This is a genomic window from Methylobacterium sp. J-078 (assembly GCF_022829285.1).
Classification (GTDB): domain Bacteria; phylum Pseudomonadota; class Alphaproteobacteria; order Rhizobiales; family Beijerinckiaceae; genus Methylobacterium.
Window position 1 is genome coordinate 1 of record NZ_JAKSYI010000005.1, and the last position, 14,744, is coordinate 14,744.

Annotated in this window: 15 protein-coding genes and 2 pseudogenes; 10 read left to right on the forward strand and 7 right to left on the reverse strand. The window is 65.7% G+C overall.

The window, feature by feature from the left end; genetic code table 11:
* Positions 1 to 248 precede the first annotated feature (248 nt).
* Positions 249 to 785, forward strand: a pseudogene (locus MKK58_RS00085) (outer membrane protein); the annotation flags it as partial.
* A 131-nt stretch (positions 786 to 916) separates the two neighbouring features.
* Here MKK58_RS00085 and MKK58_RS00090 read toward each other — a convergent pair.
* Positions 917 to 1,420, reverse strand: coding sequence for an SRPBCC family protein (locus MKK58_RS00090; RefSeq protein ID WP_243910193.1), 504 nt, complete (start codon positions 1,418 to 1,420; stop codon positions 917 to 919).
* Positions 1,420 to 1,602, reverse strand: a complete 183-nt coding sequence (locus MKK58_RS00095) for a hypothetical protein (RefSeq protein ID WP_243910194.1) — start codon at positions 1,600 to 1,602, stop codon at positions 1,420 to 1,422. The genes MKK58_RS00090 and MKK58_RS00095 overlap by 1 nt, the downstream gene beginning before the upstream one ends.
* 331 nt (positions 1,603 to 1,933) lie before the next feature.
* On the opposite strand from MKK58_RS00095, the gene MKK58_RS00100 reads away from it, so the two are divergent.
* The 3 genes from MKK58_RS00100 (at position 1,934) to MKK58_RS00110 (ending at position 4,098) form a co-directional block, all read left to right on the forward strand.
* A complete protein-coding gene (locus MKK58_RS00100) occupies positions 1,934 to 2,704 on the forward strand; it encodes a hypothetical protein (RefSeq protein ID WP_243910195.1) in 771 nt (256 codons plus the stop codon).
* A gap of 163 nt (positions 2,705 to 2,867) precedes the next feature.
* Positions 2,868 to 3,098: a hypothetical protein gene (locus MKK58_RS00105; protein ID WP_243910196.1), complete on the forward strand. Its 231-nt coding sequence runs from the start codon at positions 2,868 to 2,870 to the stop codon at positions 3,096 to 3,098.
* Positions 3,099 to 3,930: 832 nt separating this feature from the next.
* On the forward strand, positions 3,931 to 4,098 hold the full coding sequence (locus MKK58_RS00110; protein ID WP_243910197.1) for a hypothetical protein: 168 nt from the start codon (positions 3,931 to 3,933) through the stop codon (positions 4,096 to 4,098).
* A 333-nt stretch (positions 4,099 to 4,431) separates the two neighbouring features.
* Here MKK58_RS00110 and MKK58_RS00115 read toward each other — a convergent pair whose 3' ends face one another.
* From MKK58_RS00115 to MKK58_RS00130, 5 genes are all read right to left on the reverse strand, one after another.
* Entirely contained in the window at positions 4,432 to 7,704 is a 3,273-nt protein-coding gene (locus MKK58_RS00115) for a hypothetical protein (protein WP_243910198.1), read from the reverse strand.
* The gene (locus MKK58_RS00120) at positions 7,705 to 9,471 is read right to left on the reverse strand and encodes a hypothetical protein (RefSeq protein WP_243910199.1); all 1,767 of its coding nucleotides are present in this window, start codon (positions 9,469 to 9,471) and stop codon (positions 7,705 to 7,707) included.
* Complete coding sequence (locus MKK58_RS00125) at positions 9,471 to 9,740, reverse strand: hypothetical protein (RefSeq protein ID WP_243910200.1); 270 nt, start codon at positions 9,738 to 9,740, stop codon at positions 9,471 to 9,473. The genes MKK58_RS00120 and MKK58_RS00125 overlap by 1 nt, the downstream gene beginning before the upstream one ends.
* A complete protein-coding gene (locus MKK58_RS27040; RefSeq protein ID WP_409565150.1) occupies positions 9,740 to 9,940 on the reverse strand; it encodes a toxin-antitoxin system HicB family antitoxin in 201 nt (66 codons plus the stop codon). The genes MKK58_RS00125 and MKK58_RS27040 overlap by 1 nt, the downstream gene beginning before the upstream one ends.
* 103 nt (positions 9,941 to 10,043) lie before the next feature.
* A complete protein-coding gene (locus MKK58_RS00130; RefSeq protein ID WP_243910201.1) occupies positions 10,044 to 10,595 on the reverse strand; it encodes an Arc family DNA-binding protein in 552 nt (183 codons plus the stop codon).
* Between the two features lie 127 nt (positions 10,596 to 10,722).
* Here MKK58_RS00130 and MKK58_RS00135 point away from each other — a divergent pair, with 127 nt between their 5' ends.
* From MKK58_RS00135 to MKK58_RS00160, 6 genes and pseudogenes are all read left to right on the forward strand, one after another.
* A complete protein-coding gene (locus MKK58_RS00135) occupies positions 10,723 to 10,926 on the forward strand; it encodes a helix-turn-helix domain-containing protein (RefSeq protein ID WP_243910202.1) in 204 nt (67 codons plus the stop codon).
* Between the two features lie 169 nt (positions 10,927 to 11,095).
* The gene (locus MKK58_RS00140) at positions 11,096 to 11,236 is read left to right on the forward strand and encodes a hypothetical protein (protein WP_243910203.1); all 141 of its coding nucleotides are present in this window, start codon (positions 11,096 to 11,098) and stop codon (positions 11,234 to 11,236) included.
* Positions 11,233 to 11,496: a hypothetical protein gene (locus MKK58_RS00145; protein WP_243910204.1), complete on the forward strand. Its 264-nt coding sequence runs from the start codon at positions 11,233 to 11,235 to the stop codon at positions 11,494 to 11,496. Before MKK58_RS00140 ends, MKK58_RS00145 begins: the two co-directional genes overlap by 4 nt.
* Positions 11,493 to 11,777: a hypothetical protein gene (locus MKK58_RS00150; protein WP_243910205.1), complete on the forward strand. Its 285-nt coding sequence runs from the start codon at positions 11,493 to 11,495 to the stop codon at positions 11,775 to 11,777. The genes MKK58_RS00145 and MKK58_RS00150 overlap by 4 nt, the downstream gene beginning before the upstream one ends.
* A gap of 2 nt (positions 11,778 to 11,779) precedes the next feature.
* The gene (locus MKK58_RS00155) at positions 11,780 to 12,037 is read left to right on the forward strand and encodes a hypothetical protein (RefSeq protein WP_243910206.1); all 258 of its coding nucleotides are present in this window, start codon (positions 11,780 to 11,782) and stop codon (positions 12,035 to 12,037) included.
* Positions 12,034 to 14,744: pseudogene (locus MKK58_RS00160) on the forward strand (DNA-primase RepB domain-containing protein); the annotation flags it as partial. The gene MKK58_RS00155 and the pseudogene MKK58_RS00160, both read left to right, overlap by 4 nt.

Sequence of the window (14,744 nt, forward strand, 5' to 3'; positions counted from 1 at the left end):
GGGGCGCCTCGACCAGGAGCGGACCGAGCGTGAGGGCCAGCACCGTAGTCGCGTCAGTCACGGTCTGGGAGGCGGGCTACCGCCTGCCCGCGGGTGTCTCTGACAATGCCGCGGGGGTTCAGACCCTCCAAAGCCTCGAGGATGGTGTCTAGGAGCGGGCCTCGACGAAAGCCGCCAGCGGAGCCGGGCTGGCGGCGGTTAGGCCGGTCCGAATTGTCGCCCAGACCTTAGTAGGAGGTGAACTTGTAGTTCAGGCCGACGCCCAGTACGTCGACTTCGGCAACAGCCGTAACCGCTACGGCAACATCGTCGGCGTGCTGAACCCCGATCTGACCCCCGTCAACCCGAACGGCCTGTCGGGCCTCGACTACTTTGGCACCGTGCGCGGCCGCCTCGGCTACGCCTTCGACCGCACCCTGGTGTACGGCACCGGCGGCTTCGCCTACGGCGGCGGCGGTGGTTCCGATTTCGGCCTGCCCAACAGCAGCCGCAACGATTTTCGCACCGGCTGGACGGCCGGCGGCGGCATTGAGTACGCCCTGCCCACCGACTCGTTCCTGAACTTCTTCAAGTCCTCGGCCGTGACCCTCAAGGTCGAAGGTCTGTACGTGAACCTCGACCGCGACAACGCCAACAGCGGCGTGTTCGCTTACTCGAACAACACCGGCCAGACCTACGGGATCAACACCAACTACGCGACCGCCACTTCGGGCTACACCAACCGCCGCTCCGACGAGTTCGTCGTCGTCCGCGCCGGCGTGAACTACAAGTTCGGCTCGTACTGAGGCCTGCGGAACATTTAGGTTTGGCCTGAGCGTCCCCAGTCCCGATCAATTGGCCGCTTTCGTCGAGGCACGCCCTGAGGAGAAATCCTCGGGGCGTTGTTGTGACAAGTTCACAAATGGAAAGGATGACTTTAGCGGCTAGTCTCTTTTGCGATACTGGCCAGCCCTTGTTCATAAACGTCCTCAATGTCAGCCTTCGCTTCGGCATCGGTCATCCCTGCAGCGTCGAATGTCGCTGTCCAGACAACGGTCGTCTTCGCACCATTTGGCTTCACAGATATCGTCGCATTGTAGGCGCTCACAGGCAGCGGGCCTTCCACAAAGGCGTAGCTATAGCTCATCGCCTTCTCGTCTCGCATCGTCTGAACTTCGACGATGGTTCCTAGACCACCGGCAGCCACCAAGCGCCGGATCGCGACAGGCTTGCCCTCATCATCGTCCCTGCTGTTCGAGATGGTACAGCGCTTGACCAGAGGGTGCCATTTCTCGATCGCGCAGAAATCACCGATAAGCGCCCAAACGGCAGCGGGCGGTGCCTCTATGTCGATGCTTCGAGTGACCTCCAGAGCGAATCCACAACCGTTCTGAGCGGCAAAAGCTGCGAGGAAAGCAATCGGCCCTGAAATCGTGCGCATTATGCTCGATCTGCTTTCTCCTTGGCGAGCCGAAGGGCCTTGAGACGCACCGTCTTGTCCTCGGTCGCCTGCTGGGTCGCATCGTAATCCGCCCGTGCCTCGCCGCCAGCGCGGGCCCTTTCCAGATGCCTAGCTGCTTTCGTTTCGCGGCGGTCCTGCGCACCGCTGTCGTCATCCGTCATGGCGGCCGAGCCTTCCTACTAGTGATAAATCGGGACGGGGCTACCGTTGACTTAACCATGTCCGCCACGCGAGATGGCATGTCTGGCTACGCTCGCCCTCGGGTGAGTCGTGAGCCGGCATCAGGAGAGATCGCCGCGAGATAGACCCTGAAACGACTACGGCCCCCCAGTCGCCAAACTGGAGGGCCGCGAAATCGAATGGTGCCTTGGGAGGAACCTAACCACCCCCCAAAAGCCATACGGCGCCCTCGGGTGTCAAGTGAGAACGCCAATTCTCACGTCGAGAAGTCGTGCCTTGTTCTGACTGCGGCCCGAATAGGGACCGGGACCGATGTTTCACGCCGCCATGCAGGCCGTGATCGAGGCTGCGCGGACGTCTGCGCAGATGGACGAGGCAGGCCGCCAGCTTTGGCAGGGACACGCGTCAGGTGTTTTGACCGACGAGGAGACCCAGGAACTCGCCGAACGGCTCCACGGCCGTCGTAGCGCGATCAGGGAGGCCGTTCGGCCGGTCCTTGGCCTTGCGATCCGCAGGAGCGTGTTCCCGCCCCGGCGGGTCCCGGTCTCACCTGACCGCATCGCTTCACGGGACCGGCGGCGTCTGCTTTCCTGTTCCGGTCCCCTGCCACCAGCCCTGGCTGCCCGCTTTACAGAAGGGCAGCGGGCCGTCCTCCGCATCGTGGCCGATGAGGTCGCAGCAAAAACCAAATGCCTCCTCTGCGTCGATGCCATCGCAGCGCGGGCCGGCGTCTCACGCCGCTTGGCACAGATGGCGATCCGCCTCGCCGAGGGGGACGGACTCATCACGGTGCAGGAGCGGCGCAACGTGGGGCGGAAGAACGACCCTAACGTCCTGCGCATCATCAGCCGCGAATGGCAGGCGTGGATCAAACGGGGCGGTACGCTCAAGCGGGGGGGCTTCACGCTTGAGGAGCAGCGGACCGCGCCGACTCAAACCAGCGAGCCGATGAAGGAGGCGTCAACCCAAGGCATAGGGTGCAAAGCGCTGCACCCCACAGATAGGTTGTTAATTCTGGGGACGAATTCGTCAGCGGAATCGGTCAAGGGGTTACCGGAACAGCGAGGTCTTGCTCATCGGTAGCGCGCTCTCCGATACCCTTCGGCAGGCAGAACAGACGCAGAGTGTGCGACGTGCGGACGGCTGAGCCGGGGATAAGGCGAAGCGATTCTTACCCCGTGGTATTCCTGCTGCATCAGCGGCTGTCCTCGACTGCTACACTCTGGCCGTCGTCAGGACCGCGTACATGCCCAGGATATCAGCCATCATCGTCAGCGCGTGCCTCTCCGGATGCGTCGTGGCCGGGCTGTTCGTCCTGGCCGATGCTTCCGCGCGCGCCCAGCTCCAGCGGGCCGTAATGGCTTCTCGTATTGAAGCAAAGCCGAGGGTCGAGGCCTCGCGGGCAAAGCCCCGCCCCCTGGATAAGCAGCGCCTCGCGGCCACCATCGCAATGATCGGCCGCGAAGACGTCGAGTGAGTGCTGGCTAGGCTGCTGCAGGTCGACGTCGAAAAAGGCTTCGAACAAATCGGAATGGCAGAAGGGCTACCTTCAGCAGAGCGCCGGTCGTCAAAACGACGAAGACCGATATGATTGCCGCTAAGACGTTGATCAAGCGCGTCGCTCCCTCCATCAGGCGGGAGCGGAGGACGTCCCCGATCGCTACTGTTCGTCTAGGATCAGCTACAAACAGGGCGGGACTAAGGGGACGTTCTTCGTCCGGTTGGCCCCAACACAGGCCTTCCCGAGACCAGCGAATGGATCTACCGCTGCGTTAGCCCCCGGCTTGGCACGTTCCTCTCTTGTCGAACGGTGACACAGAGAAGGACCCCCATGGCTGATAGCGCTCTGTGCGAAACCGAGCACTCCTTCACAAATGCCGATCGACGGTGGCGCACTGAGGTCGTTCGCTCCTTCGGTATGGATGGCGTACTGCTTTATGGACACCTGCCGCAGGCACGAGGCGAGCCCGAGACGGCTATGCGTCGAGCCTTCGACACTCGACAGAAAGCCGTGAAAGCCTGGAGACAAGCCCGACGTCCTGTGCCGGCCTAAAGCATCCGGCTGGGCGTTCAGGCGGCTGCTGGCCAGGGATCCTTCCCTGTGGAGGTGATACCCCCCGCGAAAGCACCAGCGGCCCCCTGAACGATCTTTGGCGATTGATTGAAGGCGCCGTCGCCGCGCAGTTCTCCGATCCGCTTCAGACAAGCAGGACCTGCGCAGCCATTCGTGATACTGCTTCGGATTGTCGTCGGTGAGTGGTTCGCGCCGTGCGCGCCCTTACTGGATGGCAAGCACAGGCGGGCATGCCATGCGTGACAAGCCGAAAATCATCCCACACGTGGTCAAAGGCCCACCACATTGGCACTCGGCCTTCTCGGGCATCGGGGCCGCCGCGATCATGGCTGCCGTTTGGGCGATACTGATCGTGATCGCACTGCTGTGGCTCGGCGCTCTGGTGTCGAAGCTTCTGGGTTGAACCGCGTCAGGCTCAGACCTGATTGCACCAGCCGCTTCGTCGCGCCATCTTGGGACCATGCTGCGGCCGGTGGACAACGACCCCGATAATCCAAGGTGGCTGCGGCGCCCCAAGCCCCAGCCCCCGCTTCTCAAGGTGCCCACCCATTGGGCAGTGCGCCTCGCGTGGATCGTCGCGCAAGGCGCAGTTTTCCTGTCTCTTGTCTGGGTGATGCTAGGAAGGGCCGAGCCTGTTCCCCCGCCCTTACCAGCTCCGCAGGCGGTTCTCTGGCTTGTAGTTACAGCCTTCCTTCTGACCGCCCTCCTCACCGGAATCATCAGCGCCCTGTTAAGCCTAGCGACCCGAACGGTTCGGCGCGTTGCCCGACGCAGCACTGGACCCGGAGTTGCCCAGGAGCCGGATCAGGAGGCGTTGCGCGTCCGTAGCGCCGGGGCCTTGCAGGAAGGCCCGCAGATCGTCGGCCGTGGTGGAACGATCCAGCAGCATCCGCGCGAAGTCGGACCCGCCTCGGTTCACCCGCATTCGCGTTAGGCCCTCGTTGGCGCCGCGCCGCAGACCCAGCAGAGCGGCACTCAGCGCCCCACCGGTTCCGGCCGCCGCCGCACCCATGCCGGCGCTCGTCGTCGCGTCCATGATCGCCGCCGGCAGCGGGCTCGTGCCGTTCGCCAGGGTCTTGCGGATCTCGGTATTGAACGCCGTGTCGGAGCCTTTCTGCGGCCGGTAGCCGGTCGCTTCCAGCGCGGTCAGCAGCCGATCCATGGCGGTGTTCTTCGCTGCCCCTTCCGGCAGGGTCCCGACCGAAGCCTCGAGGTTCTGCCGCAGCTGAGGCGTGCCGCGTACCCGAGAGGCGAACCCGGCCCCGCCGTACTGGCGAGCGAGTCCCCTGGTCTCCTGCGTCGCGTCGTTGAAGATCCCCTCAAGGAACTGCCGAGTGATGCCCTGCGCAGCCTGAGGGCTGTTGCGCGTCACCACCCCCATCGCCGCGCCTAGCTCGTCCTGACTGCCCACCAAGGGGCGGGCCGGGAACAGCGCCTCGGTCGCCTGGCGCGTGTCGCTGGTACGGGCTACCTGCCCAAGGGGCGAGGCTTCTGGCCGGGAGAGACCGAAGCGAGCCTGGACTACCGATTGCAGCCGTTGGGTCACGTCCGGCATCTGCGCCAGCACATCGGAGTTCTCGCGCATCGCCAGAGCGAGCTTGTCGCCGTCGAGGTTGCCCTGCGCATCCGTGGCGCCCTCAAGGAGCCGCGTCGTCCAGTACCGCTCCTGCGCCTGGCGGGCCGCTGGGCTGGCGTTCGCCATCAATTCGCGTGTGGCCGTAGCCCCGCCGAGCATCGCCGGCACCTGCTCGGCTGGGGTCGCCATCCATCCCGTATCGTCGCGGCGAGCCGCCTGTGCCAGAGGCCGATTGCCCGTGAACGGCTCCAGGGCGCGGGAGTTGGCCGCGAAGTTGGCGTCGGCCGTGGCGACCTCGGGGACCGCCTTCAACTGCCGGTCAAGGGCATCGCGGGTGATCGCGAGATCGCGCGCCTTCGTGCCGTCACCAGCCTCGGATGCTGCCCTGATCTGGTAGTCCAAGCGCTCACGGGCCTTCAGGAGACCCTGCACCGACAGGTCCATTTCCTTGCCGCCGGGCTCGTAGAGATCGCGGCGGGCGGACCCGAGGGCCGATTGCACGTCACCCTTGGCGAAGCGGGCCTGCTTGCCGATCGCATCAAGGGCGGGCGTCGGGTTCACCTGCCCGAACCGCACGTCGGGGATCTGCTCCGTCACGACCGTGGACTTCACGTAGGGGTCGAGCGGCCCCTTCATCGCCGAGACGGTGCGCTCGTATGCCTGCAACGGGTCGCTGTCCTCGCCGCGCATCAGGGCGCCCAGCGTGCGCTTGCGGATGTCAGGATGCAGGCTCGCAGGATCGACGCCGACCTGGCGCAGATCGCCATCAAGACGGCTTTCCACGACCGAGAGCGCCGCGTCGTACTCGTCTGCGTCCTTAGCCGCTCCACGGCGCCCCTTGGGCTTCCCGGTGGCATCCAGGGCGTAGGAGGGGAACCCACGCTGTTCGTTCTGGAGCTTGCGCAGGAGTTCGGATGAGATGTCCCGAGCCGCCCCGCCATCGGCATCCCGGCGGAAGTAGCCCTCCTCGATCAGGCGCTCTCGCCAGAAGCTGTCGAGGCTCTTGCCGTCCTCGCGGGCTACCTTGCCGACGCCGGGCACCACGAAGCGATGCAGATCCGTCGCTGCTGCATCACCATCGAGACGCAGCCCGCCGTTCTTCGCGATGAACCGGGCGAGGCTTTCCCCCGGTCCGTCAGCTACATCCACCGATCCGGCCCGGTAAGGCTCCAGGGGCCGTGGCGCGTATTCCGTGAACTCGGGCCGGGAGAACGTCGGCTGTGTCACTACGGGCTCGCCGGGGCGCTCCACCGTGATGTTGCGCTCGATGCCCACCGTCTCAGGAGCCTGCCGCGCTCGGCTGTAGTCCCGTGCTGCCTGTCCGGCTCGCACAGCCTCGCGGAGGTCCGCCGTTGCCCGTAGCGCTGGCTGGATCACCTGGCCTGCCTGGTCCGCCGTGGTTCGAGGGCCAGCGCCCGCAATGGCCTGGGTCAGCGCCATGCCCTCGGGGGTCTGTCGCAAGCCTGCCTGCGCTGCGTCCTGCACATCGAGACCGAGAGCCGAGGGCGAGCGGGGCACCGGTCCGAACAGGTCGAAGGTGCCGCGCGCCGCCCGGTCGATCTGCGCCGGCCGCTGCGCATAGAGGCTGGCCAGCACATCGGCGCCCTCGCCACCAGAATGGGCGACAACGCGGCTGATCTGAGAGAGGCGGGTTGCCTTCCCATCCGTGACCCGGTTCAGAGCCTCATCCAGGGGTAGTTCAACACCACCACCGGGAAGGGATCGGGATTCCGTGCGGAGGGCCTGAGCCGCCGCAAGCTCATCGGGCGAGATGCCCTGTAAGCCCTCGCGCATCAGGGCGGCGCCACCCTTCGGAGCCTGCGCCACCGCAGCGCCAACACCACCCACCAGAGCGCCACCGAACCGCGCGTAGGATTCGGCCTCTGGAGCGGCGACGCGCGCCACCTGTCCGGCCCCCTCTGAGACCAGGGCCGGGGCCACGACCTGCCCGAGCCGCTGCGCCGCCGAGCCACCACCGAACAGCGCGTTAGGCGCGAACTCGGCCAAGGTGTTTACGACCTCGCCGCCGATGGTCTTCGGCCGGTAGAGCGGACCCGTCACAGCCTCGACGGGCTTGAGGATCTGTTCCTGCGAAGGAAAGCCCGAGGCGATGGAGGAGCGCGTATCGCCGCCCGGCATCTCGCTTGCCGGGGTGCGGCCAGTGGCGCGAACTGCTTGCTTGGCCACCCACCCTAGCCCGCCTTCCACCGCGCCCAAGATCGTATTCGGCAACCCGATGGTCCCGGCCACGCCACGCGCCAGCCCCGGCGCGACGGTCTTCGCTATGTCCGCAGCCATGTTGGGCGCCTCGGTCGTAGGAGCCGCAACCTGCTGGGCCGACATCCCGTGATAGGCCCTCAGGGCCGACGCCTCGTCCGGCGCGGTGATCTCGTATTCCTCGCCACCAGGGCCAGAGATGCTGAAGGTTGCCATCTATCGCACCCGCTTGATGGTGATGCCGCCGCCCGCGTCGCGAGTGCCGCCGATGTCCAAGGGGGCGCCGACCTCGGGCGCCCTCGTGCGGCTCGCGCCGACCTTCGGCGCCTTGTACGGATCGGGCAGGTAGACCGACCGGCCCGGATCGACCCCGTACTGCGTGGCGATCCCGCGATACCGCTCCGCGACGCCCTCTGCCCCACCACGAGCCTTGCCGTAGAGGCTTTCGGCCTGCTCGATGAAGCCTTGACGCTGCTCGGGGGTCAGGAACTCGCCCGACATCGCCTTGTTGTAGGCGTTCCGCACTCGCTCAGGCACGCTGGCGGCGTTCTGAGCCGTCGCATACTCGCCTTCGCGAACCACCGAGCCGGGGTCCAGCATCTTCATGTAACCGAAGATCAGGCCGATATCGGCGGCCGGCGACTTGGCGTTCGGGTTGACCTGGCGCTGCTCCGTCGCTGCGATCACCCGCCCGTAGCCGTCGTGCACGTCCTGGAAGGTGCCCAGCTGCTTCGTGAACTCGCCGCGCAGCTTGGTCTCCCGGTCGAAGATGTCCGAGGAGGAGGTGCCTGCCGAGACGATAGGCTTCCCGTCCGCGCTGTAGCGGGTCTGACCAGCGCTGAGATTGAACGGCTCGTCGGGCTTGCCGGCAGCGGACCCTTCAGCGCTGGCCTGTGCCCTCGCCCGGATCTGGTCTGGCGACGCCTCAGCCGAACCCAAGAGGTTGGATGCGCCAGGCCGCTCGCCTGGCTTCAGTTCGTAGATGTTGCCGCCGATCGTGACCCGCGACGGGTCCTTGTTGATCTGCCCCATGACGCTACCGAGGACAGTGGGGTTCGACATCGCTGCGTCCGCGAGGTTCGCGTCCATGCCCTTGCTCAGAAGCCAAGCCTTCGTTGCGGTCTCGCCTCGCGTTTCTCGCGCTAACTTACCGGCCTTTAACCCATACTCTGCGCGGGCGAGGTCAGTCGCAACGCGGGTGGCCTCCTGCTTCTGGTTCAGTTGAAGCCCGGCAGCGATGCCAGGGGCGACGCCGCGCGTCGTCACCAAGCCCATGCCGATGTTGCCGAGGAGGTCGAACCCACCGTTCGATCGAAAGCGCGATAGAGCCTCGCCGAAGCCGCCACCCACATCAGGAGCCGGGGCCTGCGCCTGGACTGCGACGGCATTCGCGGCCGGCAGATCGGCCTCAGGAATAGCCGTAGCCGATGGGCCGAACTCGGCGGGGCGAGGAGGCGGTAGAGGCGAACCAATAAGGCCGGGGCTGCCAGACTGCGGCGGGGTCGGTCCCAAGGCACTGTCGCTGCTCCGCTGCCGCGACAATGTCGGCGAGGCAGGCGGCAGCGGACCCAGGCTTAGCGGACCCAGGCTCGCAGCCGAAGGTCGCTCTGGGGGTAGAGGCACGCTCACGGGCGACGGCTGACCCTGCGGAGAGAGACCGGCGCGCAGGGCATCAACGGCGCCGTCCGGCAAGCCAAACCCCTGACCCGGAGGAGCGGTACCGAACCGCTGATCGAAGCCAGGGGGCGCCATCTCCTGCGGCATAATAGGAGGAAGCCCGCTGAACGCGGCGACCCCGCCACCGGCGTTCATGCCCTCCGCGATGCCAGCAGGCAGATCGCCCGTACCGTTGAGCGTCATGCTCGCTCCCGTGCCAGCCAAGCGCTGAGGATTGAACATCCGAGCGAGTTCTTCAGGCGAGAGATCGACCGGCTCTTGCTGGCGAGGACGGGGCAAAGGGCCGAAACCAAAACCAGCAGTCATCACGCAATTCCTTCGCAACCGAGAGAGGCCCCAAGCGTGAACAGGGCCTCGCCCGCCCGTCGCGTTGAGGCGGTGAAAGCGGCATCGGCGCCCAGCAGATCATCGACGGTGAAGGCATGGCCCTCGATCATCGCAGCGTAGACCCCGGCGAGAGCCTGGACCTCACGCAGGCGTTCCACCGCAAGGTCGAGGCGCGCGGCCTTCGCTTCATCAAGAAGGCCAAGAGGGGGAAGCGTGTCGCCGGACACGACGGTCGCGATGGTATCCATCAGCGAGCTGCCTGTGCGGGCTGGTGATGGCGTCGCGCAGATGATGCCGAGGGCATCGAGCCAGAAGTCACCGAGGCTAGAGCCCGGCGCACCCAATCTGACGCCGAGGCGCCTTCGCGCTCCGCAGCTGCAGCAATGGCAGCGCGCAGATCCGCGTCAGTGCGGATGGTGATGGTGTCTGAATAGACCAGCGGTCGCATCGCGGCCCCCTTTCGCTACTGTTAAAAGTAGCAGGGGCGGTGATTAATGTAAGACGGGAGAGTTGCTCTATTTGTCCGATGTGTTCATAGAACCCATTACGTACTAAGATTTCTTGGAAACGCCGACGCTCTGAATGGTTTCTCCATCAAACAGAGTCGATCCGAGCAGGATCGCAGCCTCGTCTATCGTCGATATAGAATCTTCTTTCTTGGTGCGCCTACGCACCTTTTCAAAGTTAAGCATTCCCAAAAGCCGCAATTGGCTGACGATCTCCTCGCTCAATTCAGGGCCATCCGCTGCCTTGCTAGCTGTACTGCCGTCCGCTCCTCGAATGCTTCCAACGACACTACCCGCGGCAGCTTGGGCCGCGATAAGTGTCTTATGACTATCGTACCATTTGCGGCCGGTGATGGTCTCAATTTCCATCCAAGTCAGGGCTATGGCCGCCACTGCATGAAAAGTTCTTTCGTCTTCAAGCAACGCTAGAAGTTCTTCCTTGAACTTGAAAGAACGCTCTAGACGCCGCTCAATCTCGCTCCCAACAGATCGCCCTCCAGCTTCAGCTGCTGCATCCAGCTTTTCCCTTAGATCCTTGGTGATGCGCGTATTCACGCCTTCCCGCGGGACCTCGGCCACTTTTGACTTTTTTGCCATGAGCCGTCCGCCTTGTCCGTCGCGCTGTCTGCGTTCGTCTTGAATTCCAATACGACGCTTGCGCCCGCCATGTCTAGGTGCTAACTTCCAATCGTATTGAATTTCAAGACGTCGGAGGCTGCGCCCAATGAGCATTCGGAAGGACGTTGAGGCTGGACTGCCTGCGAAGGCTCGGCCGCTCGCAAAGGCGATGGGGGTCTCCCCCTCGCTGATCTACGACATGATTTCGCGGGGCGAGATCGAGGCGAAGCGCATCGGACAGCGCCGTCTCGTGATCCCGAATGGTGTCGCGCGGAAGCTCTTGGACATCGAGGAAGGCGTCGCCGCCTAACTCGCCGCTGGCGAGCCTCGGCCCGCCGGCTCCCATCCGTGTCTCAGTCCCAACCGGACATGAGAAACCCCGCCGAGGTGGCACTCGGGCGGGGCTCAAGGATCTCAGAACAATGCACCCCGTATATATGCGACCGCAGCCCGCGCGGCAACACAAATCCCTCACCCCCATGCCGTCCCACGACGGCCCGCAGCCCGACGAGCTTCGTGCCCGCCGGGTGCAGTCCCGTTTTCAGTTCAGCCCAGAAACATCGGCCGAAATCGGCCGGCTGGCCTACGGCATCAGCGAGAAGCTGGAGCGCCGGGTTTGACCGGCGCCCCATACGTCTCACCCGACGCGCGCACCCCTGCGCCTCGCACTCCTGACCTGAACGGCCCGATTGCCGACGCGATCGGCGAGGCCATGCATGCCGCTGCGAACTATGCCGACACCGCCGGGCGGTTCGCGGAGATGCGGGACCTGCGCGGCCTCGCCTACAGCGTGCGATCTGCCGCCGCCTGCATCGGCACGGCCGCCGAACTGCTATCGGAACTGACTGCCCCCTCTCGCCAGGGAGGGCGCAAGCCATGAAGGCGTTTCACCAGCTTTTCGGCGACGATCGAGAATGGGCGCTGGACAACAGCCTGCGCCAGTTCCGCGTCCGGCGTAGCCGCCTCGGCGACCTCCCCAAGCGCGATTCCTACCCGCCCGAGTTCATCACCATCGTTCGCCTGAGCGACGGCTTTCGCATGGTCCTGACCGAACGCTGCCTGCGCTCGGGCGAGCCCTTTGAGAATAGCGACTGGTACGCCAGCCGGCGCCTTGGGCTCATCAACGAGAGCCGCCGGGCGCGCGGCGAGCAGGAGGTCTAGGCATGGGCCAGATCGTCCCGTTCGCTCCCGTTCGCCTCGTCCGCGTCTTCCCGAACTTCGGCGCCTGGACGGTTCTTCTCATCAGAAAGGGCAAGCGGAACCAGCGCCTCGGCACCTACCGCGACAAGCGGGTTGCCCTGAACGTCGCAGCGAGGGTGTGCCGGATCGAGGGCATCCCCTCGCCGGTCACCATCGAACCCGAGCCGATCACGAAGGAATGGTCGCTCCCCCTCTCATCCGAGGGACCGGATGCGGCATGAGCGAGGGCACAGCACCGGCAGTTGATCCCAGCACCGTTCGCGCCTTCGCGGAGCGCTTGCACTCACACGTCGCGGCAGCCTTCGCGGACTTCCGCGACCCCGGCCTGATGCAGCTTGTCGCCATCCATCCGACCAGCGAAGCGACCCTGACCTTCCCGTTCAAGATCGGGGAGGTGAACTACATGGTCAACGAGGCCATCCGACAGGCCGAGAGCGGGCACAACGTCTACGTCGAGGCGCGCACCGTTCAGAGCGGCGTCAAGCGCGGCAAGCGGGGCGGCATCGCCGACACCGTGGGCGTGTTCGGCCTCGTGAACGATGCGGACGCCGACAAGGGCAAGGCCGGGCGACTCAGCGTCGAGCCGTCGTTCGTCATCGAGACCAGCCCCGGCAACGCTCACCACTGGCTCTTGCTGGACCGCCCTTTAGGTGCGCAGCAGGCCCAGGAGCTTGGCGCCGCGGTCCGGGCGCAGGGCGGCGCCGACTCCGCGTCGGGCGTCGTCACGCAACCTTATCGCATCCCCGGCACCCCGAACTATCCGGGGCGGCTCAAGCTCGCCCGAGGCCGCACGACAGTCCCAACCAGCATCATCAGCCTGGAAGGTAGGATCTGGACCGCCGACGAGCTTCGGGCGGCCTTCCCCGCCAAGGCCAAGCCGCAGGCCGAACGCAGGGACCGCCCGGCCGGCGACAGCGGGATCACCAGTCCGCGTGTCGAGGATCTGGTTTCCGAAACCGGCGGGGATCGATCGACCCGATTCTACGCCGCCGTTGCCGCTGCCTTCAAAGACGGGCTGACACCGGACGATCTTGAAGCCGTGATGCGCCAATACCCGGAAGGGTGTGGCGGCAAGTACCTTGAGCCTTACGACCGCCTTGCGCGCGAAATCGAACGATCCTGGGCGAAGGTCGAGGCGATAGCCGATGAGATCCAGGAGGCCGCCGCGAGCCCGGCCTACGCCGATGGATCAAGCCCCATCGAGGAGGCGCGACGCGCCGTTCAGGAGGGCGTGCAGCACTTCATCGAGACCGCCGAAGCGTTCCGGCTCGCAGGCGACCCCGACGCAGAGCCCCCGGTTCAGGCCCTCGCCGTCACAACAGGCGTTGGAAAGACCCGCGCCACGGCCAGCGCCGTCGCCGAGTACGTCATCGGCCGGCGCGACAGCGGCAGTCCGGCCAAGCCGATCCTGTACGCGGTCCCGACGCACCGGCTCGGCGACGAGATCGAGGCGCAGTTTGCCGAGCAGGGTGTCCTCGCCCGCGTGTTCCGTGGTCGGCAGGCCGATGATCCCAGCCGGCCGGGCGAGCAAATGTGCGACGACCTAGAGGCCGTCAGCATCGCCTTGAGCTTGGGCGGCGGCTCGTCCGTCTCGAAGATGTGCTGCAAGGCGAAGCTGGAGAACGGCACCGAAGCGCGGTGCCAGTTCTACGGGACGTGCTCCTATCAGGCCCAGGTCACGACCCAGCCCGAGGTCTGGATCGTCGCGCACCAACTCCTCTTCAGCGCCGGCACGGCCCTCGGCAAGGTCGAGTTCGTGATCGTGGACGAAGGGTTCTGGCAGACCGGCATTCGCATCCCGAAGCGCGGACTTACCCTCGATGAGATCGGATCGGCGGTGGGGTCGAAGGGGTCCGCGCAGGACTACCTGGCGAACGATGTCGAGGTCTACCGCGCCGAACTCGCTCGGGCCCTAAAACGGCAGGGACAGCCAGGCGGCGTGCGCCGCGCCGACCTCGTGGCCGAGGGCCTGGACGTTGACCGCTGCACCGCCGCCATCTCGGCCGAATGGAAGCTCAAGGACAAGGTTGCGATCTATCCCGGCATGTCCCGGCCCGAGCGCCGGGTTGCCGCTAGAGCAGCCGAGCAAGCTCGGCACGCGCAAGCCTTCATCGGCCTTTGGATCGCCGCCCGTGGCGTTCTCTACGATGAGACGATCGAGGTTTCCGGCCGGCTCTACATCGACACCCGCGACGACGAGGACGGCCGCGTGCTGGTCGCCAAGGCCCGCAGTCTCAAGAGCATCCCAAAGCACTGGCACCGCCCGACGCTGATCCTCGATGCGACGCTGCCCAGCCTCGAAATCCTACAGGCGTTCTACCCGCAGGTTCAGCCAGCACCCGCGATCGAAGCCGCCATGCCCCACGCCCGCGTCCGCTACGTCACCGACGCGCCGACCTCGGCCAACAAGCTCAAGCCGGATGAGGACGGGACCGCCAACCGGAACCTGCGGGCCGTGCGGCGCGAAATCCTGCGCCGGTTCCTAGACCTGGGGCGCGCCCCGGTTCTCGTGATCGCGCAGAAGGCCGTCGCGGAATGGCTGCGGTCGAGCGGTCTTCCGACCGGCATCAGCACCGAGCACTTCAACAACGTCGCCGGCCTAGACCAGTACCGCAACGTGCGTGGGCTGATCGTCGTCGGTCGCACTCTGCCCTCTCCTGTTGCCGTCGAAGCCCTGGCCGGCGCGATCACCGGCCGGGACATCGAGAAGGCCGAACCCTGGTATCCGAAGCCGGTTCGGGGACTGCGTACCCGTGATGGTTCGGTTGCCGGGATGGAGTGCGAGACCCACCCCGATCCCGTGGCGGACGCCTGCCGCTGGCAGATTTGCGAGGGCGAGTTGATGCAGGCGATCGGCCGCGCCCGTGGCGTCAACCGAACCGCTGCCGACCCCCTCGCCATCGACATCATCGCCAACGTCGTCCTGCC

Excerpts from the sequence above, each read along its gene's own strand:
- MKK58_RS00115 (WP_243910198.1), bottom strand. The coding sequence starts at position 7,704 with ATGGCAACCTTCAGCATCTCTGGCCCTGGTGGCGAGGAATACGAGATC.
- MKK58_RS00105 (WP_243910196.1), top strand. The coding sequence starts at position 2,868 with ATGCCCAGGATATCAGCCATCATCGTCAGCGCGTGCCTCTCCGGATGC.
- MKK58_RS00090 (WP_243910193.1), bottom strand. The coding sequence starts at position 1,420 with ATGCGCACGATTTCAGGGCCGATTGCTTTCCTCGCAGCTTTTGCCGCT.
- MKK58_RS00155 (WP_243910206.1), top strand. The coding sequence starts at position 11,780 with ATGGGCCAGATCGTCCCGTTCGCTCCCGTTCGCCTCGTCCGCGTCTTC.
- MKK58_RS00100 (WP_243910195.1), top strand. The coding sequence starts at position 1,934 with ATGTTTCACGCCGCCATGCAGGCCGTGATCGAGGCTGCGCGGACGTCT.
- MKK58_RS00125 (WP_243910200.1), bottom strand. The coding sequence starts at position 9,740 with ATGGATACCATCGCGACCGTCGTGTCCGGCGACACGCTTCCCCCTCTT.
- MKK58_RS00130 (WP_243910201.1), bottom strand. The coding sequence starts at position 10,595 with ATGGCAAAAAAGTCAAAAGTGGCCGAGGTCCCGCGGGAAGGCGTGAAT.
- MKK58_RS00110 (WP_243910197.1), top strand. The coding sequence starts at position 3,931 with ATGCGTGACAAGCCGAAAATCATCCCACACGTGGTCAAAGGCCCACCA.
- MKK58_RS00140 (WP_243910203.1), top strand. The coding sequence starts at position 11,096 with ATGCCGTCCCACGACGGCCCGCAGCCCGACGAGCTTCGTGCCCGCCGG.
- MKK58_RS27040 (WP_409565150.1), bottom strand. The coding sequence starts at position 9,940 with ATGCGACCGCTGGTCTATTCAGACACCATCACCATCCGCACTGACGCG.
- MKK58_RS00120 (WP_243910199.1), bottom strand. The coding sequence starts at position 9,471 with ATGACTGCTGGTTTTGGTTTCGGCCCTTTGCCCCGTCCTCGCCAGCAA.
- MKK58_RS00135 (WP_243910202.1), top strand. The coding sequence starts at position 10,723 with ATGAGCATTCGGAAGGACGTTGAGGCTGGACTGCCTGCGAAGGCTCGG.
- MKK58_RS00095 (WP_243910194.1), bottom strand. The coding sequence starts at position 1,602 with ATGACGGATGACGACAGCGGTGCGCAGGACCGCCGCGAAACGAAAGCA.
- MKK58_RS00150 (WP_243910205.1), top strand. The coding sequence starts at position 11,493 with ATGAAGGCGTTTCACCAGCTTTTCGGCGACGATCGAGAATGGGCGCTG.